Source organism: Pseudosulfitobacter sp. DSM 107133, assembly GCF_022788695.1.
Lineage (GTDB): Bacteria > Pseudomonadota > Alphaproteobacteria > Rhodobacterales > Rhodobacteraceae > Pseudosulfitobacter.
Genome location: NZ_CP085154.1, coordinates 3,216,538 through 3,236,798, shown reverse-complemented (window position 1 = coordinate 3,236,798; position 20,261 = coordinate 3,216,538). Strand labels below are relative to the sequence as shown.

Annotated in this window: 23 protein-coding genes; 12 read left to right on the top strand and 11 right to left on the bottom strand. The window is 61.4% G+C overall.

All coding sequences use genetic code 11. The features are described 5' to 3' along the window. The first annotated feature begins 17 nt into the window (after positions 1-17). From DSM107133_RS16140 to DSM107133_RS16130, 3 genes are read left to right on the top strand one after another with little or no spacing between them, the layout of a single operon-like run. Positions 18-1,046, top strand: a complete 1,029-nt coding sequence (locus tag DSM107133_RS16140) for a TRAP transporter substrate-binding protein (RefSeq protein WP_114293131.1) — start codon at positions 18-20, stop codon at positions 1,044-1,046. 57 nt (positions 1,047-1,103) lie between these two features. Then, entirely contained in the window at positions 1,104-1,637 is a 534-nt protein-coding gene (locus tag DSM107133_RS16135; protein ID WP_240310491.1) for a TRAP transporter small permease, read from the top strand. Next, complete coding sequence (locus DSM107133_RS16130) at positions 1,634-2,968, top strand: TRAP transporter large permease (RefSeq protein WP_114293130.1); 1,335 nt, start codon at positions 1,634-1,636, stop codon at positions 2,966-2,968. Before DSM107133_RS16135 ends, DSM107133_RS16130 begins: the two co-directional genes overlap by 4 nt. Positions 2,969-3,044: 76 nt before the next feature. Here the strand turns inward: DSM107133_RS16130 and DSM107133_RS16125 are convergent, their stop codons facing one another. Genes DSM107133_RS16125 through DSM107133_RS16115 form a run of 3 tightly spaced genes read right to left on the bottom strand, consistent with a single transcriptional unit; the run spans position 3,045 to position 6,068 of the window. Further along, positions 3,045-4,814 carry a feruloyl-CoA synthase gene (locus DSM107133_RS16125; RefSeq protein WP_114293129.1) on the bottom strand — a complete coding sequence of 590 codons (1,770 nt, stop codon included), beginning with the start codon at positions 4,812-4,814 and terminating at the stop codon, positions 3,045-3,047. A gap of 11 nt (positions 4,815-4,825) precedes the next feature. Further along, positions 4,826-5,593: an SDR family NAD(P)-dependent oxidoreductase gene (locus tag DSM107133_RS16120; RefSeq protein WP_114293128.1), complete on the bottom strand. Its 768-nt coding sequence runs from the start codon at positions 5,591-5,593 to the stop codon at positions 4,826-4,828. Between the two features lie 4 nt (positions 5,594-5,597). Continuing rightward, a complete protein-coding gene (locus DSM107133_RS16115; RefSeq protein ID WP_114293127.1) occupies positions 5,598-6,068 on the bottom strand; it encodes a MarR family transcriptional regulator in 471 nt (156 codons plus the stop codon). 97 nt (positions 6,069-6,165) lie between these two features. On the opposite strand from DSM107133_RS16115, the gene DSM107133_RS16110 reads away from it, so the two are divergent. Then, positions 6,166-6,630, top strand: coding sequence for a DUF3237 domain-containing protein (locus DSM107133_RS16110; protein ID WP_114293126.1), 465 nt, complete (start codon positions 6,166-6,168; stop codon positions 6,628-6,630). Positions 6,631-6,943: 313 nt separating this feature from the next. Here DSM107133_RS16110 and DSM107133_RS16105 read toward each other — a convergent pair whose 3' ends face one another. Further along, complete coding sequence (locus tag DSM107133_RS16105; protein WP_114293125.1) at positions 6,944-7,462, bottom strand: SH3 domain-containing protein; 519 nt, start codon at positions 7,460-7,462, stop codon at positions 6,944-6,946. Between the two features lie 98 nt (positions 7,463-7,560). Here DSM107133_RS16105 and DSM107133_RS16100 point away from each other — a divergent pair, with 98 nt between their 5' ends. From DSM107133_RS16100 to DSM107133_RS16090, 3 genes are read left to right on the top strand one after another with little or no spacing between them, the layout of a single operon-like run. Continuing rightward, positions 7,561-8,547, top strand: coding sequence for a D-glycerate dehydrogenase (locus tag DSM107133_RS16100; protein ID WP_114293124.1), 987 nt, complete (start codon positions 7,561-7,563; stop codon positions 8,545-8,547). Between the two features lie 21 nt (positions 8,548-8,568). Continuing rightward, the gene (gene ggt, locus DSM107133_RS16095) at positions 8,569-10,347 is read left to right on the top strand and encodes a gamma-glutamyltransferase (protein ID WP_114293123.1); all 1,779 of its coding nucleotides are present in this window, start codon (positions 8,569-8,571) and stop codon (positions 10,345-10,347) included. A 6-nt stretch (positions 10,348-10,353) separates the two neighbouring features. Beyond that, entirely contained in the window at positions 10,354-11,757 is a 1,404-nt protein-coding gene (locus tag DSM107133_RS16090) for an FAD-linked oxidase C-terminal domain-containing protein (RefSeq protein WP_114293122.1), read from the top strand. Between the two features lie 185 nt (positions 11,758-11,942). Here the strand turns inward: DSM107133_RS16090 and DSM107133_RS16085 are convergent, their stop codons facing one another. The 5 genes from DSM107133_RS16085 to DSM107133_RS16065 form a co-directional block, all read right to left on the bottom strand. Further along, positions 11,943-12,719 carry a GH25 family lysozyme gene (locus tag DSM107133_RS16085; protein WP_114293121.1) on the bottom strand — a complete coding sequence of 259 codons (777 nt, stop codon included), beginning with the start codon at positions 12,717-12,719 and terminating at the stop codon, positions 11,943-11,945. A gap of 19 nt (positions 12,720-12,738) precedes the next feature. Continuing rightward, complete coding sequence (locus DSM107133_RS16080; protein WP_114293120.1) at positions 12,739-13,803, bottom strand: FAD-dependent oxidoreductase; 1,065 nt, start codon at positions 13,801-13,803, stop codon at positions 12,739-12,741. After that, a complete protein-coding gene (locus DSM107133_RS16075; protein WP_114293119.1) occupies positions 13,800-14,732 on the bottom strand; it encodes an aldo/keto reductase in 933 nt (310 codons plus the stop codon). The genes DSM107133_RS16080 and DSM107133_RS16075 overlap by 4 nt, the downstream gene beginning before the upstream one ends. Positions 14,733-14,794: 62 nt before the next feature. Continuing rightward, entirely contained in the window at positions 14,795-15,403 is a 609-nt protein-coding gene (locus DSM107133_RS16070) for a glutathione S-transferase (RefSeq protein WP_114293118.1), read from the bottom strand. Positions 15,404-15,460: 57 nt separating this feature from the next. Next, positions 15,461-16,015, bottom strand: coding sequence for a DUF4453 domain-containing protein (locus DSM107133_RS16065; protein WP_240310490.1), 555 nt, complete (start codon positions 16,013-16,015; stop codon positions 15,461-15,463). A gap of 112 nt (positions 16,016-16,127) precedes the next feature. On the opposite strand from DSM107133_RS16065, the gene DSM107133_RS16060 reads away from it, so the two are divergent. Together DSM107133_RS16060 and blaOXA are read left to right on the top strand one after the other, a co-directional pair. Continuing rightward, on the top strand, positions 16,128-16,451 hold the full coding sequence (locus DSM107133_RS16060) for a hypothetical protein (protein WP_114293117.1): 324 nt from the start codon (positions 16,128-16,130) through the stop codon (positions 16,449-16,451). Then, on the top strand, positions 16,448-17,251 hold the full coding sequence (gene blaOXA, locus DSM107133_RS16055; RefSeq protein ID WP_114293170.1) for a class D beta-lactamase: 804 nt from the start codon (positions 16,448-16,450) through the stop codon (positions 17,249-17,251). Before DSM107133_RS16060 ends, blaOXA begins: the two co-directional genes overlap by 4 nt. A 45-nt stretch (positions 17,252-17,296) precedes the next feature. Here the strand turns inward: blaOXA and DSM107133_RS16050 are convergent, their stop codons facing one another. Then, entirely contained in the window at positions 17,297-17,617 is a 321-nt protein-coding gene (locus tag DSM107133_RS16050) for a hypothetical protein (protein ID WP_243253570.1), read from the bottom strand. Here DSM107133_RS16050 and DSM107133_RS16045 point away from each other — a divergent pair. The 3 genes from DSM107133_RS16045 to DSM107133_RS16035 are packed head-to-tail and all read left to right on the top strand — an operon-like array spanning position 17,611 to position 19,076. Then, positions 17,611-17,808, top strand: coding sequence for a hypothetical protein (locus tag DSM107133_RS16045; protein ID WP_114294110.1), 198 nt, complete (start codon positions 17,611-17,613; stop codon positions 17,806-17,808). The two genes, DSM107133_RS16050 and DSM107133_RS16045, sit on opposite strands and share 7 nt — an antisense overlap. Then, the gene (locus tag DSM107133_RS16040; protein WP_243253569.1) at positions 17,805-18,380 is read left to right on the top strand and encodes an IS630 family transposase; all 576 of its coding nucleotides are present in this window, start codon (positions 17,805-17,807) and stop codon (positions 18,378-18,380) included. The genes DSM107133_RS16045 and DSM107133_RS16040 overlap by 4 nt, the downstream gene beginning before the upstream one ends. 30 nt (positions 18,381-18,410) lie before the next feature. Beyond that, the gene (locus tag DSM107133_RS16035; RefSeq protein WP_114292096.1) at positions 18,411-19,076 is read left to right on the top strand and encodes a metal-binding protein ZinT; all 666 of its coding nucleotides are present in this window, start codon (positions 18,411-18,413) and stop codon (positions 19,074-19,076) included. A 93-nt stretch (positions 19,077-19,169) separates the two neighbouring features. Here the strand turns inward: DSM107133_RS16035 and DSM107133_RS16030 are convergent, their stop codons facing one another. Then, positions 19,170-20,243, bottom strand: coding sequence for a BMP family ABC transporter substrate-binding protein (locus tag DSM107133_RS16030; protein WP_114292097.1), 1,074 nt, complete (start codon positions 20,241-20,243; stop codon positions 19,170-19,172). Positions 20,244-20,261 lie beyond the last annotated feature (18 nt).

Here is a 20,261-nt window from a genome sequence, read left to right as displayed (position 1 = left end):
TTCAGGGAGGAAACAAGATGAACAAACGGACACTATTGATTGGCGCAGCTGCGGCTGTCGCAATGTTGCCGGGATTGGCCTTCGCGCAAGAGGTCACTTTGCGTCTGCACCAGTTCTTGCCCCCCGTGGCCACTGTGCCTGCGAAAATCCTCAAGCCTTGGGGCGAAGAAGTGACAGCGGCATCCGATGGCCGCATCGTCATTCAACACTTTGACGCCATGGCATTGGGCGGGCGCCCGCCCGAGTTGCTGGATCAGGCGCGCGACGGAGTCGTCGATCTGGCGATGACGGTTGTGGGCTATACACCGGGCCGTTATCCGCGCACCGAAGTGTTTGAACTGCCGTTCATGATGAAGAACCCCGTCGGCACCTCGCGTGCGTTCTGGGAAATGGTCGAAAGCGACTTTCAGGAAAGCGAATATCAGGACGTCAAGGTTCTGGGCGCATGGGTACACGGCCCCGGTGTGATCCACACCAAGGACCCGGTGACCAAGCTGGAGGACATGAAGGGCAAGACCCTGCGCGGCCCGACCCGCGTGATCAACGACATGCTGTCCGAACTGGGGGCCACCCCCGTCGGCATGCCACTGCCCGCGATCCCCGAGGCGCTGTCCAAGGGCGTGATCGACGGCACCGTGATCCCGTGGGAAGTGACACCTGCGGTGCGTTTGTCAGAGCTGGTCAGCAATCACGCCGAATTCTCGGGTGACGAAGCGCTGTACACCGCGACGATCGTCCTGGTGATGAACAAGGCCAAATACGATGCCCTGCCGGATGATCTCAAGGCCATTCTGGACGAAAAATCCGGCGCTGCCCTGTCGACCTTTGCGGCCGAAGTGATGTTTGAGTACGACAAGCCGGGGCGCGATATTGCTGTCGCTGCTGGCAACACCATCGTGCAACTGGACGAAGCCGAGGTGGCCCGCTGGAAAGAAGCGGCACAGCCCGTGATTGACCGCTGGGTGGCCGACATGGACGCCAAGGGCATCGACGGTCAGGCCCTGATTGATCAGGCCAAAGGGCTGATCGACCAATACTCCAACTAAGGTTTGGCGCGGCGTGCCGATTGGGGCACGCCGCCTGCCACCTGCGGGGCGACATCCATGTATGTGACACTTTATAGATCTGCCGAAACGCTGGCGCGCTGGATGGCGTTGCTGGGGGGATTGGCCCTGTTGGTTGTGGTCGTGCTGACCTGCGTGTCGATCGCAGGGCGGGTGCTGTTGCCTCTGGACATCGGTGTTGGTCCAATCAAAGGCATTTACGATATGACCGAAATCGGTGTGGGGGCGGCGATTTTCGCCTTTCTTCCCTGGTGCCAGCTAAAGCGCAGCCATGCGGCGGTTGACCTGTTCAAACCTGTTTTCGGGGCGGCGCTGAACCGCCTGCTGGACGTGGTTGTCGATCTTGGGATGTTTGTGGCTGCAATGCTGATCGCATGGCGGCTGTACCTTGGGATGCTCGACAAGCTGCGCTACGGCGAGACGACGTTCATCATGCAGCTGCCTGTCTGGTGGGGCTATGCTGCCAGCCTTGTCGGTGCAGTGGCTTTTGCTTTGGTCGCCATTTTTTGTGTGATCCGGTCGCTGCGCGGGCTGAGCGGACACTCTGATCCAACGGAGGAGCCCGGCATATGAGCAATTTTGAACTGGCGCTGTGGTCGTTTCCGGTCCTGTTGATCCTGATTTTTATCCGTATCCCGATTGCATTGGCGATGCTGGCGGTGGGCTTTGGCGGCGCGTATCTGGTGATCGGTTCACCGATGATGATGATGAACCAGCTGAAAACGCTGACCTATGGCACGTTCTCGAACTATTCGTTCTCCATTATCCCGCTGTTCCTGCTGATGGGCCAGTTTGCCACCCTGTCGGGTATGTCGGCATCACTGTTCCGCGCCGCCGAAAGCTTTCTGGGCCAACGGCGCGGTGGCGTGGCGATGTCGGCCATTGGCGCTTGTGCAGGCTTTGGTGCGATTTGCGGATCTTCGCTGGCGACGGCAGCGACGATGGGGCAGGTGGCCCTGCCGGAATTGCGCCGCTACGGCTATCCCGGTTCGCTGTCCACCGGCGCACTGGCGGCGGGGGGGACGCTGGGCATCCTGATCCCGCCTTCTGTGATCTTGGTGATCTATGCCATTCTGGCGGAACAGAACATTGAAAAGCTGTTCGTTGCCGCCCTGATCCCCGGCATTCTGGCCGCTGCAGGCTATATGATTGCTATCTCGATCTGGGTGCGCGTGTCGCCCAACGCAGCCACAGTGCGCCCGCGCGTGCCATGGTCAGAGCGGATGGTGGCGCTGGGCAAGGTCTGGCCGGTGCTGACGATTTTCCTTGTGGTCGTGGGGGGCATCTATCTTGGTTTCTTCACTCCGACCGAAGCTGCCGCCGTGGGCGCGGCAGGCACCGGACTGATCAGTGTCGCGTCGGGGCAGATGTCGTGGGACAAACTGAAACAGGCGATCCTGTCCACGGCGTCCTCTACCGCGATGATCTTTCTGATTATCCTTGGCGCGGGTCTGTACAACAGCTTTCTGGCGCTGACCCAATTGCCGCAGATGTCATCGGTATGGGTGGCGGAACAGGGGCTGAACCCCTGGCTGATCCTGACCGCCGTTCTGGTGATGTATCTGGTCTTTGGCTGCATCATGGATTCGCTGTCGATGGTGCTGCTGACGGTGCCGATCATCTATCCGATCATGTCCGTGCTGGACTTTGGCATGTCCCCCAACGACTTTGGCCTGTGGTTCGGCATTCTGGTTCTGATCGTCGTCGAGGTGGGGCTGATCACTCCGCCTGTGGGGATGAACCTGTTCATCATCAACTCGATGGCGCGCGATATTCCCATCGGGCAAACCTATCGCGGGGCCATGCCGTTTGTGCTGACAGACATGATCCGCGTGGTGATCCTGACAGCCTTTCCGGCCATCACCCTGTCGCTGGTCTGGCTGATTGACTATCTGGTGCCTTAGCAGGGCAGACACGGACCGCAAAAAGCAAAACGCCGCGCTGGTAAGGCGCGGCGTTTCTGGTTTCTGGCAGCGTGGTTCAGGCGATGAACACGCCGTCGCCCCCTGCATACAGTTTCTCGACCAGCGCCGGACGTCCCGCCCGCATCGCGCGCTGGTTCAGTGATCCCTTTTCGGTGATCTCGCCTGCGTCAAGGCTGGGCGGTTCGTCCAGCACCACCGCACGGCGGATGCGGCTGGCCGAGCCGGTGGCATTGGCGGCTGCTGTGCTCAGATGCTCTTGCAGTTGCACCGCCAAAGTGTCGGCATCCATCGCCGCCGCCTTCTCTGACAGCCACAGCAAGGCCCCCAATTGCGCCTGATCTTCGCCCACAATCACCGCATCGCGGATCAACCCGTGCATGGCATCGACCAAAGTGGCGCGCACAGCACCCACCGCGACCCATGTTCCAGTGGTCAGCTTGAAATTCTCGGCCAGTCGCCCGTCGAAAAAGAACCCTTTGGAAAAATCGTCGGGGTCGGCAGGGCGCAGCGCGTCGCCAAAGCAGTAAAAGCCGTCCTCGTCAAAGACCTCGGCTGTTTTGGCTGCATCGCCATAATATCCGGGCATGATGCTGGGGCCCTTGATCCGCGCTTCAAGCTTGCCTGCATTCGGCACCAGTTTCAGCGTCAGCCCGCGCGCGGGCACGCCGACGTTGCCCGAACGGTCCTGTACGTCGGTGATCGCCAGCGCAAAGGGCGCGGTTTCGGTGGCCCCCAGTCCGGTTGCCAGCAGAACATCACGGCCCGTGACCTTGCGACCAAGCGCCGACAGGCGGTCCCATGTGCGTTGCGACATGCTGGCACCCGCATAGAACAACATGCCCAGATCGGCAAAGAAGGTGCGCGCAAGCTCCGGGTCGGTCTCCATTTCCTCGACCAGCATGTCATAGCCAACCGGCACGTTGAAATACCATGTGCACGAGATGTCGCGCAGGTTGCGCAGGGTTTCGGCAAATTTGCCCGGAACAGGGCGGCCGTCGTCAATGTAATAGGTGCCGCCGTTGGTCAGCACCAGATAGCTGACCTTATTGCCCGCAGCCGTGTGGTTCCACGGGGCCCAGTCCAGCACCACGGGGGGCTGGTCGGTCAGAAAGCGATAGCAATCGCGCACCATCGCCTGACTGGCGCAGATCATGGCATTGGTGTTGATCACGGCCTTGGGCGATCCGGTCGATCCCGAGGTGAACAGGTATTTCGCCACTGTTTCCGGTGTCAGGGCGGCGCGGGCGTCGGTGGCACCGGCCGGGTGCGTTTCCAGCAAGGCGTCAAACGACAGCGATCCCGCCGCCACATTCCGGACGTTGATCACCGCACGCCCGTCCGCGGCGATGGCCGCGATTGCCTTGGCATAGGCGGCCCCATCGTCGGCAAAGACAGCGCCGGGGTTCAGTGTGGCCGCGATATCCTTGATCTTTCCATGGTCCTCGGACACCAGCGAATAGGCGGTGGCCAAAGGCGCATAGGGCACGCCGACATAGATGGCCGCCATTCCCAGAAGGGCGTGCTCAAGACTGTTTTCCGACAGGATCAGCAGGGGCCGGTCCGGCCCCAGCCCGAGGTCCAGCAACGCCGCCCCCAACCTGCGACACATGTCCTGCGCAAGCTGGTAAGAGATGTTGCGCCATTCGCCGTTTTCACCACGGCGGGCAATCCAGGTGCGGTCGGGGGCTGCGCTGGCCCAATGGTCCAGATAGTCGGCCAGCAGCTGCGGATGGTCCGGCAAGGCCTCGGTCTGGGACATCAGCACTGTCCCGTCGGCGCGGGTTTCATAGGCAAAGGTCGGTGCCCAAAAGCGTGGCTGGTTCATGGAGCGTTTCCTTACCTTGGTGCCATACGGATGGCGCCATCCAGACGGATGACCTCGCCGTTCAGCATCGGGTTGTCGACGATGTGACAGGCCAGCTTGGCATATTCCGACGGATGCCCCAGCCGCGACGGGAACGGCACCTGCTTGCCCAGCGAATCCTGCACGTCCTGTGGCAGCCCTTCCAGAAGCGGCGTCAGGAACAGACCCGGCGCAATGGTGCAGACCCGCACGCCCTTGTCCGCCAGATCGCGGGCCATGGGCAGGGTCATGCCCACGATACCGCCCTTGGAGGCGGCATAGGCCACTTGCCCGATCTGCCCGTCATAGGCGGCAACCGACGCCGTGTTGATGATCACGCCGCGCGCGCCATCCGGTGCGACGGGATCGGCAGCAACCATGCGGGCGGCAACCTGGCTGGCGCAATTGAAGGTGCCCATCAGGTTGACGCGAATGGTCTTGTCGAACACCGCAGGATCATGCGCTTCGCCACGCGACACGGTCTTGGCCGCAGGGCCGATGCCCGCGCAGTTGACCAGCACACGCGGTGTGCCCAGCTGCGCCTGTACCGCGTCCAGTCCGGCGGCGACGCTGGCCGGATCCGAGACATCGACGCTGTGAAACATGCCGCCCAGTTCGGCGGCCAATGCGTCGCCCGCGTCCTTGTTCAGATCGAATACCGCGACCTTCATACCCGTTTCGGCCAATGCACGCGCCGTGGCCGCCCCCAGGCCCGAAGCCCCGCCTGTTACGACAGCGATGCTGTCTTTCCAAATGCTCATTGGATCACTCTCCGATTTCCCTGATCTTCTTCAGCAGATGCACAAGCTGCGCGCGCTCCTTGGCGTTCAGCATGTGCAAGACTCTGTTTTCGTGGTCGCGGATCAACGCCAGCGCGGCATCATATGCCTGCACACCCGCGTCGGTCGGTGACAGCGCCTGAATGCGCCGGTCCTGCGGAACAGCAACGCGGTGCAAATATCCGCGCCCTTCCAGTTCGTCGACGATCGCCACCAGCCCCGAGCGCTCGATACCCAGCCGTCGTGCCAGTTCGCTTTGCGTCAGGTCCGGAGTCTCGACCACAAATGTCAGCGCCGAGAAAACGCGCGGGCTGAGCCCTTCATCGCCCATCACCTTGCGATAGTCGTTTTGCATCACCACATAGGCCCGCTTGAGATTGTACCCCACCAGCGATTCCAGCGCCATTTCGGACAGATCAGCATCAGTGGTGCGGGCTTTTCGGTGTGTCCGTGTCATGTCATCCTCATGCGATGGGATCGCCGCACTGTTCGATGTGGACAGGCGCGAGATCGTTTACTAGGTTAACAATTATCGGAAGCGAGGGGCCCTGTCTATGAAATTACTGAAACCGACGCTGGAACATGTCTGTACACTGGATGTCGAACTGGGCCCGATCCGTGAAATGGGGCAAGGACGGGCAGGCACGCGCCGCATCATCCCGATTATCGGCGGCACTGTGACAGGCGCCCAATTGAATGGCAGGATCCTGAATCTGGGCGCCGACTGGCAGACCCTGTTCAGCACCGGCATGGCCGAGCTTGATACCCGCTATGCGATGGAGACGGACGACGGGGCGGTTATCGAGATCATCAATTACGGCTATCGTGACGGGTCGCCCGACGTGCTTGCGGCCCTTGGCCGTGGCGAGGCCGTGCCGCCCGAAGACTATTACATGCGCACCCACGCGCGGTTGGAAACCGGCGATGCGCGCTATGACTGGGTGAACCGCACGCTGTTTGTGGGCACCGGCGCGCGCAACAAATCTTCGGTCAAGGTGGACCTATACGCGCTGCGCTAGGGTCAGGACCCATTAATCCTGCGCCGTCAGCGGCAATTTCACGAAATTTCAGTGGTTTGGGTCGTGCTGCCAATAGTGGTTCTATTTGCAAGCGGCCCAAGACACTGAAATGAAGTGAAATTGCCGCCCGTCGCTCCGTAGGAGCGCTTAATAATATTGGCACGCCTTCGGCGTGACGGGTTCGACGGATTTTCCCGCAGCCTGCGGCGCATCTGTTTGAAATAGAACCACTATTCCTGCGCAGATGCTGCTTGTCAGCGGAAAAATCTGTCGAACTGACAGTGCAGGATTAATGGGTCCTGACCCTAGTCCGTTAGTCGCGGATTTCGTCTGGGGCGACGCCCCAAAGGCGCGATTTCGGGGCCCAGCCGCGATATCCGCCCGCCGTCAGCCAGCACCATTCCGGGTTACACTCGCCCAGCCGGGCAATCACCCCGTTTTCCAGCACCGCAGCCGTGGGCGAATCGGGGTCGGGGCGGGCGTGCAGCGGCATCAAGTCCTGTTCGACGATCACGGTGCGCGTGCCTGAAAGCAGCGAATAATGCACCCAGCCGCCCAGCCCGTCACGGTCTTCGACGCGCCTCCAGTGGCCATGCTCTGCCGTGATCTGCAAGGGCATATCGCGGCGTTTGAACACCCAGTCGATCCGGTGTGTCAGCGAGGGGCCGCGCCGGACGTTGCCTTCTGCGGCTTTCATCGAAACAAAACGGGGCAGCGGCAGATTGGTGACCTGTCCCTTGTCCTGCGCCTGCGCGCTGGCGATGCCGGCCAGCGACGTCAGCAAAGCTGCACAGATTACACCTGTTTGAATTCTTTTCAGGAATCCTGCCATAGCTGCCTCATATAGTGGGCGCGGGTTCTTGTGCCTCGCGCTCTCATCGGCCACCATAGCGTGGCGCGATACTGAGCGCCAAGTCCGGGAGGTGCCGAATGGTAAAGGAACGTCTGAGTGTTGTTGTTACGCGACGGTTGCCCGAAGCGGTAGAAACCCGTCTGAGCGAGTTGTTCAACACAACATTGCGTGAGGACGACACGCCGATGACGCGTGACGAATTGGCCAAGGCCATGAAAGTGGCGGATGTTCTGGTGCCCACAATCACCGACCAGATCGACGCCGCGATGATCGCCCAGGCCGGGGACCGGTTGAAGCTGATCGCAAACTATGGGGCCGGGGTCGACAATATCGACGTGGCCACCGCCCGCCAGCGCGGTGTATTGGTGTCCAACACACCGGGCGTGCTGACCGACGACACTGCCGATATGACGATGGGCCTGATTCTGGCCGTGACACGCCGTATGCCCGAAGGGCTGGCGGCCATGCAGTCGGGCACATGGCAGGGCTGGGCGCCCACCGCCTTTCTTGGGGGGCGCATCGCGGGGCGGCGTCTGGGCATTCTGGGCATGGGCCGCATCGGTCAGGCCGTCGCGCGGCGCGCGGCTGCCTTTGGCATGCAGGTGCATTATCACAACCGCCGCCGTTTGCGGTCCGAGATCGAAGACAGCCTGCAAGCGACCTATTGGGAAAGTCTGGACCAGATGGTCGCCCGCATGGATGTGCTGTGCATCAACTGCCCTTCGACGCCTTCGACATTCCATCTGATGAACGCGCGCCGTCTGAAACTGATGAAGAAAGACGCGGTTCTGGTGAACACCTCGCGCGGGGAAGTGGTGGATGAAAACGCCATGACGCGGATGTTGCGCTCGGGCGAAATCGCGGGTGCCGGTCTGGACGTTTACGAGAACGGCACCAACATCAACCCGCGCCTGCGCGAGCTGCCCAATGTGGTGTTGTTGCCGCATATGGGATCGGCCACGCTGGAAAGCCGGTTGGAGATGGGCGAAAAAGTTATCATCAACATCAAGACATTTGACGACGGCCACCGCCCGCCGGATCAGGTCGTGCCGTCCATGCTCTGAGCGATTCCAGGGGAGAACAGAATGCGCAAGACACTGACATTGATTGCCGCGTTGGCGGCAGGGCCGGTTTTGGCCCAGCAGGCCGCCGATGCGGTCCAGCCCGAAGCGGCAACATCGGGCGGGTTTGCCGCCATGTCGCCACAGGTTGCGGCAGCCCTGCAAGCCAAGGAAGACGGCGTGCCGGTGGCGGGTAAGACGTGGATGGTGGCAGCGGCCAACCCGCATGCGGTGCAGGCGGGGGCCGATGTGCTGGCGGCCGGGGGCACTGCGGCGGATGCGCTGGTTGCAGTGCAGACGGTGCTGGGGCTGGTTGAACCGCAAAGCTCGGGCCTTGGCGGGGGTGCGTTTCTGGTGTGGTACGATGCGGCCAGCGGCAAGCTGACCACATTGGACGGCCGCGAAACCGCACCTTTGGCCGCCACGCCGACACGGTTTCAGGATGCTGACGGCGAATCGTTGAAGTTCTACGATGCCGTCGTGGGTGGTTTGTCGGTCGGCGTGCCGGGCACGCCCGCGTTGCTGGCCACGGCTCAGTCGAAATGGGGCAAAAGCAATTGGGCCGATCTGTTGCAGCCCGCCATTGCGCTGGCTCAAGACGGCTTCGCGGTTTCGCCGCGTCTGGCTGGGCTGGTTGCGGCAGATGCCGAGCGGCTGGCGCGCTTTGACAGCACTGCCAGCTATTTCCTGCCGCAGGGGCAACCCTTGCAGGCGGGCGACCAGCTGACCAATGTCGCCTATGCCGACACGCTGCTGGCCCTGGCGGACGATCCGGCTGCCTTTTATACGGGTGCGATTGCCCGCGATATTGTCGACACGGTGAACGCAGCGGTGCCTGCGGGCGGTTTGCTGACACCGATGGATTTCAGCCTATATGCCGCGCGTGAACGCGAAGCTGTTTGCGCGCCGTTTCAGGGCCACGAAGTTTGCGGCATGGGGCCGCCCTCGTCGGGGGCGCTGACCGTGGGCCAGATTCTGGGCATGCTCGACAATTATGATCTGGCAGCCCTTGGCCCTGCTGACCCGCAGGCGTGGCGGCTGATCGGGGATGCCTCGCGTTTGGCCTTTGCCGACCGCGGGCGCTACATGGCGGACAGTGATTTCGTGCCGATGCCGACGCAGGGGCTGATTGATCCGGCCTATCTGGCGGAACGGGCCAAGCTGCTGGCAGGCGACGATGCACTGCCCGAGGTCAGCCCCGGCAATCCCGCATGGGACCACGCGATGCTGCTGGCGGATGACGAAAGCATCGAGCTGCCCTCGACCTCGCACATCTCGATCGTGGACAGCTATGGCAATGTGGCGTCGATGACGACCACCATTGAAAACGGTTTCGGCTCGCGGCTGATGGTGCGCGGGTTCCTGTTGAACAACGAGCTGACCGATTTCAGCTTTCGCACCCACAGCGACGGCGTGCCGATTGCCAACAGGCTGGAGCCGGGCAAGAGGCCCCGCTCGTCGATGGCCCCGACCATCGTGATGAAAGACGGCGCGCCCGTGCTGGCCATCGGCAGCCCCGGGGGCAGTCGCATCATCGGCTATGTGGCGCAGGCGATCATCGCGCATCTGGCCTGGGGTATGGACGTGCAACAGGCGGTGGCGATGCCCCATGCGGTCAACCGTTTTGGTGCCTACGACCTGGAAACAGGGACAAGCGCCGCCGACCTGCAAGGGCCGCTTGGCGAGATGGGATTTGACGTGGGCACGCGGGATTTGAATTCGGGCCTGCACGCAATTGAAATAGGCGATGGCCTGCAAGGTGGTGCCGATCCGCGCCGCGAAGGCATCGCGCTGGGAGACTAAGACAAAATGGTGCAAGCGATTGACCTGCCGCGCAACGAAAGCGGCATTGAAACTGTCACGGGCGTGCTGAAACAGCAATTCGGAGACCGGTTCCAGACCAGCGCTTCCGTGCGTGAACAGCACGGGCATACGACGACGTGGATTCAAAACCAGATGCCCGATGGGGTGGTCTTTGCGCAATCGACCCAAGAGGTTTCGGAGATCGTCAAGATATGTGCGGCCCACAAGGTGCCTGTCGTCGCCTTTGGCACCGGCACCTCGCTTGAGGGGCATGTAAATGCGCCCGCGGGCGGAATTTCGATTGATCTGATGAATATGAACAAGATCATCGACGTGCACACGGAAGACCTCGACTGTGTGATCCAGCCCGGCGTGACGCGCGAAGACCTGAACACCCACCTGCGCGATCAGGGCCTGTTCTTTCCCATCGACCCCGGTGCCAATGCATCGCTGGGCGGCATGGCGGCGACGCGCGCGTCGGGGACCAATGCGGTGCGCTATGGCACCATGAAAGACAATGTGCTGGCGCTGGAAGCGGTGATGGCCGACGGGCGCATCATCCGCACGGCGCAACGGGCCAAGAAATCGTCGGCAGGTTACGATCTGACGCGGCTGCTGATCGGATCGGAAGGCACCCTGGGGATCATCACCGAGATCACGCTGAAATTGCAGGGCATTCCCGAGGCCATCAGCTCGGCGCGCTGTTCCTTCCCCACGGTCGATGCCGCGTGCCAGACGGTGATGCAGGTGATCCAGTTCGGTATTCCCGTGGCGCGGATCGAACTGCTGGATGCGCTTCAGGTCAAGGCGTGCAATGCCTATTCGGGTCTGGACCTGCCGGAAACACCCCTGTTGCTGCTGGAATTCCATGGCTCGGATGCGGGCGTGGTCGAACAGGCCGAAACCTTTGGGGCCATTGCAGATGATTTCGGCGGCAATGGCTATACCGCGACCACCAGCACCGAAGAGCGCAATGCGCTGTGGAAAGCACGGCACAATGCCTATTGGGCCTCGCTGAACCTGCGCCCCGGCGCCAAGGGGATTTCGACGGATGTCTGCGTGCCGATCTCGCGGTTGGCCGAAATTGTGGGGGCCGCGCAAGAGCGGCTGGCAGAGCTGGGCTTTATGGCCCCGATCGTCGGCCATGTGGGGGACGGCAATTTCCATTCGCTGCTGTTGGTCGACGAAAACAGTCCCGAAGAGATGGAAAAGGCCCAGGGCTATGTCAGCTGGCTGGCCGAGATGGCGATTGCGATGGATGGCACCTGTACCGGCGAGCACGGGATCGGGCAGGGCAAGATGCCCTATCTGGTCAAGGAACTGGGAGAGGCCACCGATTTCATGGTCGCAATCAAACGGGCGCTGGACCCTGACAATATTCTGAACCCCGGCAAGGTCGTCACCGTCTGACCCTGCGGACGCTGGCGCGACGCTGTTTTGTCAGGAGGCTCTGCCACTGTCTTTGGTTACGGGGGCTCTGCCACTGTCTTTAGTTATGGGGGCTCTGCCCCCAGGGCGCTGGCGCGCCTCCCCCGGAGTTTTTCTGGCAAGATGAAGGGCGGGGCGCGTTCAAGGTCGTGCGGCTTGGGCGAAGCCTAGATCTTGTGCGAGGACAGCCATGTCTCCCATTCGGCGCGATTGCCATTATAGACGTTCAGGTCAACCTCGCCGACGATGCCTGGAATGAGTCCCGTGGATGAGTATTGCCAGAATTTCCACCGTTGGCCCGGATAGGCTTCGGAGACGCTTTTGGCGGTTGAGCGCAGCCAGAAGTCATAGCCGCGAAACGACCGCAGGCCGTTTTCTTCAAAGAACTTCGGGGTGGTATAGATGATCGGGCGCAGGCCATAGTGGGCCTCGACGATCTTGACCCAGCGGCGCATCTGGTTGCGTACTTCGCTTGCGGGCGGGCGAACATGGGCGCATGTGGGCGAAAACGGGTTCCATTCCATGTCCAGCACGGGCGGCAACATGCCTGCTGTGCGCGGGACATTGCGGATGAACCAGCGGGCCTGATCCTCGGGCGAGGTGCAGAAGTAATAAAAGTGATAGGCCCCCCGTTCGACACCTGCACGACCAGCGTCGCGCCAGTGCTGTTTGAACGCGGGGTCCAGCAGGTCACCGCCTTCGGTCGCCTTGAGAAAGGCAAAGTTCACCCCGTTGCGCCGTGCCGTGTTCCAGTCGATTGATGTCTGGAACCGCGCGGCATCAATGCCCTGCACCGGATAGCGCTGCGGCGCGCGGCCCCGGAAGTCGACCGGATGCGCGTCTGAAAACCTGGGCGCAAAAACGACGCCATCCGGCGCGCGCGGGGCGCCACAAGCTGCCAGCGCAAGCAGGGTCAGCAGGGCAAGACGGCGGGGTAGGGACATGGTCGGGCCTCCAACGGGCTTAGTGCTGAAAACGGACGGGGGATAGGGTTGCAACGGTTTCGGGGGCGATCACAGGCGTTTGACCACTCAGCAGATCGGCCAGCAATTGCGAGGCTGCGGGGGCAGTTTGAAAGCCATAGCCTCCCTGGCCTGCGCACCAGACAAAGGCGGGATTGACCGGATCGCGGCCCAACACCAGAAGGCGGTCGGGGGCAAAACTGCGCAGGCCGGCCCATGAGGCTTCGAGTCGTGTGACTTCTGTCGTGACGTGCTGGCTGTAGCGGTCCAATCCCTCGGCCAGCACCATGTCGTCGGGCCATGCGTCGTGTGCTGTGGTCGCGTCTTCTTCGGCGGGCGAGACCAGCAGCGATCCGGCATCGGGCTTGGCGTACCAGGTCTCACCGACACCAAAGAAGATCGGCCAGCCGCTGATGTCGTGCCCGCCCGGTGCCGGAATGCGCGCCATCGAGCGGCGAAGGGGGGTGATGCCGACGGGGGTAATCCCCGCCAGCGTGGCCACCTGATCGGCCCATGCGCCTGCGGCGTTGACCAGTGTCGGGGCGCTGTGCGTTTGCCCGCTTGCGGTGACGGTCCATCTCCCATCGGAAAAGTCGATTTGCGTCACCGGCGATTTGGTCAGCACCTGCCCGCCATTGGTCCGCACTTGTCTGGCGTAATCCTGGATCATCCGGTCGGTGTCGATGTCAAAGGCATCAACGTGATAGGCGGCGCGCGTGATCTGATCGTTCAGGATCGGCACCATGGCGCGGGCCTCTTCCAGCGAAATCTCGGGGCATTCCAGGGTGGCGGCATCCGCCTCGAACCCTGCATCCTCGCCTGCGCGCGCCACCAGCATGAACCCGCGCGGGCTCAGATAGGGCAGCTGTTCGGCGGCGCTGGCACGGCTGAGTGCGACGATGGATGCCAGCCCATAGTTGGGTTCGTAAAGCGCGGCAGAACGACCCGATGCGTGATAGCCAAGCGCCTCTTCTGCTTCCAGCACGGTGACGGTGCCATGGGCCGACAGCCGCGCGGCTGCCGAAACACCGGCTATGCCTCCGCCAATGACGATGAAATCGCTCACAGGTCGTCCAGCCGGTCGGTGGCGGGTGGTGGCGTTTGGGACAGGGCGGTGATGCGCTCATACAGCTCCGGCGTCATTTCGAAACCTTCTGCGTCCAGTGACGGCTGCAACTGCGCAACGCTGCGGGCCGAGATGATGGGGCGCGGACGGGCAGGGTGCGCAGCGGCCCATGCCACGGCAAGTGTGGCTGGGGAGACGTTCATGTCAGCGGCCAGCGCGGCCAGATCGGCGGCGCATTTGTGCATCCAGGGCAGGCCATAGCGTGTCGCATAACGGTCATCCGTGCTGAGCCTGCCGGTGCCACCCGAGGCATATTTGCCGGTCAGCAGCCCGCCCCCCAGCGGCGAATAGGGCACCACCTCGATGTTCTGGTCGACGCACATGGGGATGATCTCGACTTCGGCCTGACGTTTCACAAGGTTGTACATCGGCTGGATCACGTCGATGCGGGTGTCGAACCGTGCGGCGATGGCCTGGGCCTTCATCACCTGCCAGGCGGCAAAGTTCGACAAGCCGATATAGCGGATCGCACCCTGGGCTTGCAGATGGGCCATCGTGTCGATTGTCTCTTCCAGCGGCGTGTCGGGGTCAAAGCAGTGGATATACAGCAAATCGACCATATCAAGCTGGAGCCGCTGCCGAGACACGTCGAACTGTTCAAGGATGTTGATACGACCGGCACCGCCGGCAAAGGCAACCTTGGTGGCGATCACCAGACTGTCGCGCTGGGGTTTGATCATGTCAGCCAGCAGCGTTTCCGACCGGCCCTCGGTGTACAGATTGGCGGTGTCGAAATGGGTGATGCCCGCGCCGCGGCAGGCATCGAACATGGCGCGAGAATTGTCAGCATCGGCGGTGCCGCCAAACTGCATCGCGCCAAAGGTCAGGCGGCTGGCGGGTGTGCCATCGGGTGCGGTAAGCTGTGTCATGTCCCAAAGGTGGCACGGGCGCGCAAGCGGCGCAATGGTGTGCAGGCGGGGCAGGTGCCCCTTTAGTCTGCACCCTGCGCGGTGGCCCGCTGATAGGCAGGACTGGCGTGGATGCGTTCGACGAAATCGGCCAGTCGCGGGAAATCCCTGGCACGGCCCTGCATGACAGCGATTTCGGCAGGAAAGCTCAGCATGATGTCGGCAGCAGACAGATCATCCAGTACAAAATGGCCCGAAGGGCGCAGCACGTCGTTCATATAGCCAAAGTGCGAATCAAGCTGTTGTTGAATGCGCGGATGCAGCGGTGCGCCTGCTTCACCCAGTCGTCCGACATAAAGTTTCAGCAAGATCGGGGTCATCGCGGACCCTTCGGCAAAGTGCATCAGTTCCAGATGCTGGACATAGGCCGGATCATCACGCTCGGGCACCATTTGCGGGGCATGTTTGGCGCAAATCACCTCGACGATGGCAGCGCTTTCGGTGATCAGACGACCGTCCATCTCGATCATCGGGGATTTGCCCAGCGGGTGAATTTCGGTCAGCTCGGGCGGCGCGAGGTTGGTTGTCTCGTCACGTTTGTAGTGCTTGACGGTGTACTCTGCGCCAGCCTCTTCGAGCAGCCACAGAATACGATGAGAGCGGGACCGGTTCAGGTGATGAAGTGTGATCATCCCGCTACGTTGGCACGGCGCTGTGACCTTGGAAACCTGTTTTGCAAGGTCGTAACGTCAGGGCAGGTTCTGGGTGCACATGCTGTGATAAAACCCGTCACGCAACCAGCCGCCGCTTTTCAGTGCGTATGTGCTGCTTGTCACCGTTACATAGCGGTAACCGTCCTGCGGTGTGTGCGAGAAGTAGATGTTGTCGCCCGCCTGCGCCGACCCGATCACGCGCGTGGCATTGCTGGTGCCCGCATACAGCAGGACCTGCCCACCGGTCCAGCCGACACAGCCAGACGGGAATTCATCCAGTACAGGCTGTATTGTCAGCTGTTGGCGGATCGTAAGATCATCAAGTTCGATCCGGCGAGATTTCGTGTCGATCTTGCAGCCGACCGTTTTCTCGATGGCCTTGATCTGGGCGACGATGCGGCTTTGTGCGGGGCTGAGGCTGACGTTCTTGCCGGTGCAGTCGGCATTGTCGAACAGCGCCTGTCCCAGGTTGGAGCCAAAGCAATAACCCGCCTGATTGATCGTCTGGTTCCGGCTGAACCACAGATCGGTACAGGGCGTGGCAAGGGCAGGGCCACAAAGCAGCAAAAGGCAAAAGAGGATGCGTATCATAGCGATAAGCTAGCGGGAAATCGCGCAGCCGTGCCAGCGTTTTTCTGCGACGGGTTGGCAGTGCTGCCGCCAGAGGATTATCACATCAGGGATGACCCGCTCAGGAGCCACCATGGAACGGATTTTTGCAACGATTGCAGTCGGCATGATATTGGCGCAACCCGCGCTGGCACAGGCACAGCCCGACGGGTGGACTGTCGAGAAATGCAGCCGTTATTCGCTGGCTTGGGCGCAAATGACTTCGGGGGATATGACAGGCATCAGCGCGCGGTTTCTGGACGATCACGCGGACTTTCTTGCGTCGGGCTGTTTGCAGGGACAGGTCTGCCCTGTCAGCAAGGCCGAGTATCAACTGGCCGATACGCTGGCGCTGATGGCGGTGGCCGAAGGCATGGCGGGGTCGTTCCTGCCATTCTCTTGCGCGGCGCCGGAATGATGCGGCTGGCCCTGATCGCCGGACTGTGGCTGTGTGCTGCGATGGCGCAGGCCGCCGAGGTTTGCACGCTGGTCGCAGAGGCACGCAGCGGGGCCGTTCTGCTGGAGCGCGGCGATTGCGACAGCCGCGTCACCCCTGCCTCGACCTTCAAGGTGCCCCTGGCGCTGATCGGTTTTGACACGGGGTTTCTGAGCGATACCCAAAATCCGGTTCTAAAGCCCCAAAAAGGCGATCCCGACTGGGGCGGTGCGGCGTGGCGGCAACCGACCACACCGGAACGGTGGCTCAGGTATTCGGTGGTTTGGTATTCTCAACGGATCACGCGGGCTCTGGGCGCGGATGTGCTGCGCGATCATGCGCTGGCCTATGGCTTTGGCAACGGCGATTTCACGGGCGATGCGGGGTTCGACAACGGGCTTGAGCGGGCCTGGATTGCGTCGTCGCTTAGGGTGTCTCCGCGCGAGCAGGTGGCATTTTTGCGTGGACTGCTGCGCGGTACATTGCCCGCCACGCCCCGCGCGATGGCACTGACCCGCGCGGCGGTCGATGGCCGAACAGCCGGCGGTTGGCACATCAAGGGCAAGACCGGCGGCGCCTATCCTCGCCGCGCGGACAGATCGTTTGACTATGCTGCCGGTTGGGGATGGTTTGTCGGGTGGGCGCAAAAGGGCGACCGGTTTCTGGTTTTTGCGACTTTGACCAAGGCCACCAAACAGCAAGACGGATCACCCGGCACCCTGACGCGCGACGCCTTTTTGCGCGACTGGCCTGCCTTGGCGGAACGCCTGCCCAAAGAGTGACGGCAGAGCCGGTGGAAAAGTGCAATAGGAGCGATTTTGGATATGTTATAACGTAACCTTTTGTGAGATAGCTGCACTCTCAGACACTAAAGCGTTTCTAACAAAACCTGAATCGCTGGGGATTCCCAAACTGGCCTGATTGTGATTCATCCTGTTTGGGAGGATGAACAATGTCAGCACCTTTGCCATCAGCGCTACGTGCGCGGTTTCAGAGATATATTGAGGAAGGGTTAAGCGGGCGAGCGGCGGCAGCACGCTTGAAGCTGTCGCCAGCAACGGGCGCCCGGTGGCGGCATCAGATCCAAACGACGGGCCGGGCTGATCCTGCCGTACAGGGTCGTCCAAAAGGGTCAGGAAAATTGGCACCCCATGTTGGTTTTTTCGAAGAGTTGATTGCTCAAGACCCTGATATCACACTGTTTGAGCTGCGTGATGCGCTTGCTGATGCAACCGGACTGCAGGTCCAGCACTCTGCTATCGGGCATCTGCTAAAGCGTCTCGGGTTCACGCACAAAAAAAGTCACTGGTCGCTACCGAACGTCACCGTGCCAAGGTGAGGCGACGACGTGAGGACTGGTTCACACACCGTTTGCCAGCCATTGCGCGGATGCCGGAACGCGTTGTCTTTCTTGATGAAACAGCGGTCAAAACGAACCTCGCCCGGCTGCGCGGCTGGGCCCCGCGTGGCGAACGCCTGACGATGGATGCGCCCTTCGGCAGTTGGGGAACCCAAACCCTGATTGCGGGGCTAACACATGAGTCTCTGATCGCACCTTGGGTGATCAAAGGCGCGATGGATGGTCCTGCCTTCGCGGCCTATGTGCAAAAGGTCCTGATCCCTGAGATCGCGCCAGGCACAGCCGTGGTTCTCGACAACCTCGCGACGCATCACAACAAAGAAGCCGCTGCGGCGCTCAAGGCTCATGGATGCTGGTTCCTCTATCTGCCGCCATATTCGCCAGACCTGAACCCGATTGAGTTGGCTTTCTCCAAATTGAAGGCTCACCTCAGACGCATCAGTGCGCGATCATTCACCTCGGTGTTCGAAGCCCTTGGCGAAATCTGCGCAATGTACTCCCCGCAGGAGTGTACAAACTACTTTCAGGCTGCCGGATATGCCTCAGGTTAAATTAGAAATGCTTTAAGAGAGATTCGTATCATGCAGAAAATGATCCCCACCCGCCTCGCTGCTGTCGCACTGGGGGCGTTGGCCTTTTGCGTGCCACAGGCACAAGCGCAGACCACAGCCCACTCCCACACACACGCCGCCGAAATGCATACGCATGGGGCAGATGAAATCTATCACGGTCATTTTGCCGACAGCCAGATCGCGCCGCGCACGCTGGCCGACTGGCAGGGAGACTGGCAATCGGTCTATCCGCTGCTGCAAGACGGCACGCTGGATCCGGTCATGGATCACAAGGCCGCCAAGGGCGACAAATCAGCCGCCGACTATCACGCCATGTACGAGGTCGGCTATCAAACCGATGTTGATCATATCAAGATCGACGGCAAAACGGTGACATTTTTTCAGGATGGCAAAGCCTTTGGCGGCACCTATGAAAACGACGGCTACGAAGTTCTGACCTATAAGGCGGGCAATCGCGGCGTGCGCTATATCTTTGAAAAGGTCGCGGGCGATGCGCAGGCCCCTGCGTTTATCCAGTTCAGTGACCACGCCATCGCGCCGCAAACGGCGGGGCACTTCCATCTGTACTGGGGCGATGACCGCGCCGCCCTGCTGGACGAGGTGACCAACTGGCCGACCTATTATCCAACCGCGAAAAGCGGCGCACAGATCGCCGCAGAAATGATGGCGCATTAGGGTCCAGACCCCAGGGCTTACGAAGCTGCCCGCCAGATATGAAAAGGCCCCGGACATTGCCGGGGCCTTTTGACGTTTCAGCTCAAACGCATCTTATTGCGGAATATCGCCTTCGATGCCTTCGACATAGAAGTTCATGCCAGCCAATGTGCCGTCATCGGCGGTCTCGCCCTCGGCCAGCCAGTCGCTGCCGTCCTGCTTTTTCAGCGGGCCGGTGAAGGGGTGGTATTCACCCGATGCGATCTTGTCTTTCAGCGCCAGCGCCTCGGCTTTGACTTCGGCGGGCACAGCGTCGGAAATCTCGCCAATGCCAACCATGCCCGGCCCGATACCGTCCCATGTGTCTGTCGAAGTCCATGTGCCGTCCATCACGGCCTTGGTGCGGGCGATGTAATAGGGGGCCCAGTTGTCGATGATCGAGGACACGCGCGGCAGCGGCGCGTATTGCCCCATATCGGATGCCTGACCAAAGGTGATGACGTTGCCCGCCTTTTGCGCGGCAGCCTGCGGCGCGGTCGAGTCGGTGTGTTGCAGGATCACGTCTGCGCCCTGTTCGATCAGAACCTTGGCGGCGTCGGCTTCCTTGGCCGGGTCAAACCATGTGTAAGCCCAGATGATCTTGAACTGGACGTCAGGGTTTACCTTCTTGGCGTGGATATAGGCCGAGTTGATGCCACGAATGACTTCGGGGATGGGGAAGGACCCGATATAACCGACGATGTTCGATTTGGTCATCGCACCGGCGATGTGCCCCTGAATGGCGCGGCCTTCATAGAAGCGGGCCGAGTAGGTCGAAACGTTGTCTGCGCGCTTGTAGCCGGTGGCGTGCTCGAACTTCACGTTCGGGAATTTGGCCGCAACGTTGATCGTCGGGTCCATATAGCCAAACGACGTGGTAAAGATCAGGTCGGCCCCATCCAGCGCCATCTGCGTCATCACACGTTCGCTGTCGGGGCCTTCGGCCACGCTTTCCACGTAGACGGTTTCGACCTTGTCGCCGAACTCTTCTTCCAGGGCCAGACGCCCCTGGTTGTGCTCGTAGGTCCAGCCGCCGTCGCCGACGGGGCCGACAAAGACAAAACCAACCTTGGTCTTGTCCTGGGCAAAAGCGCCCGTGGCAAGGCCCAGCGTCAACGCCGCCGTGGCCATCAGTTTGGTGAAGGTCATGAGTGTTATACTCCCCGG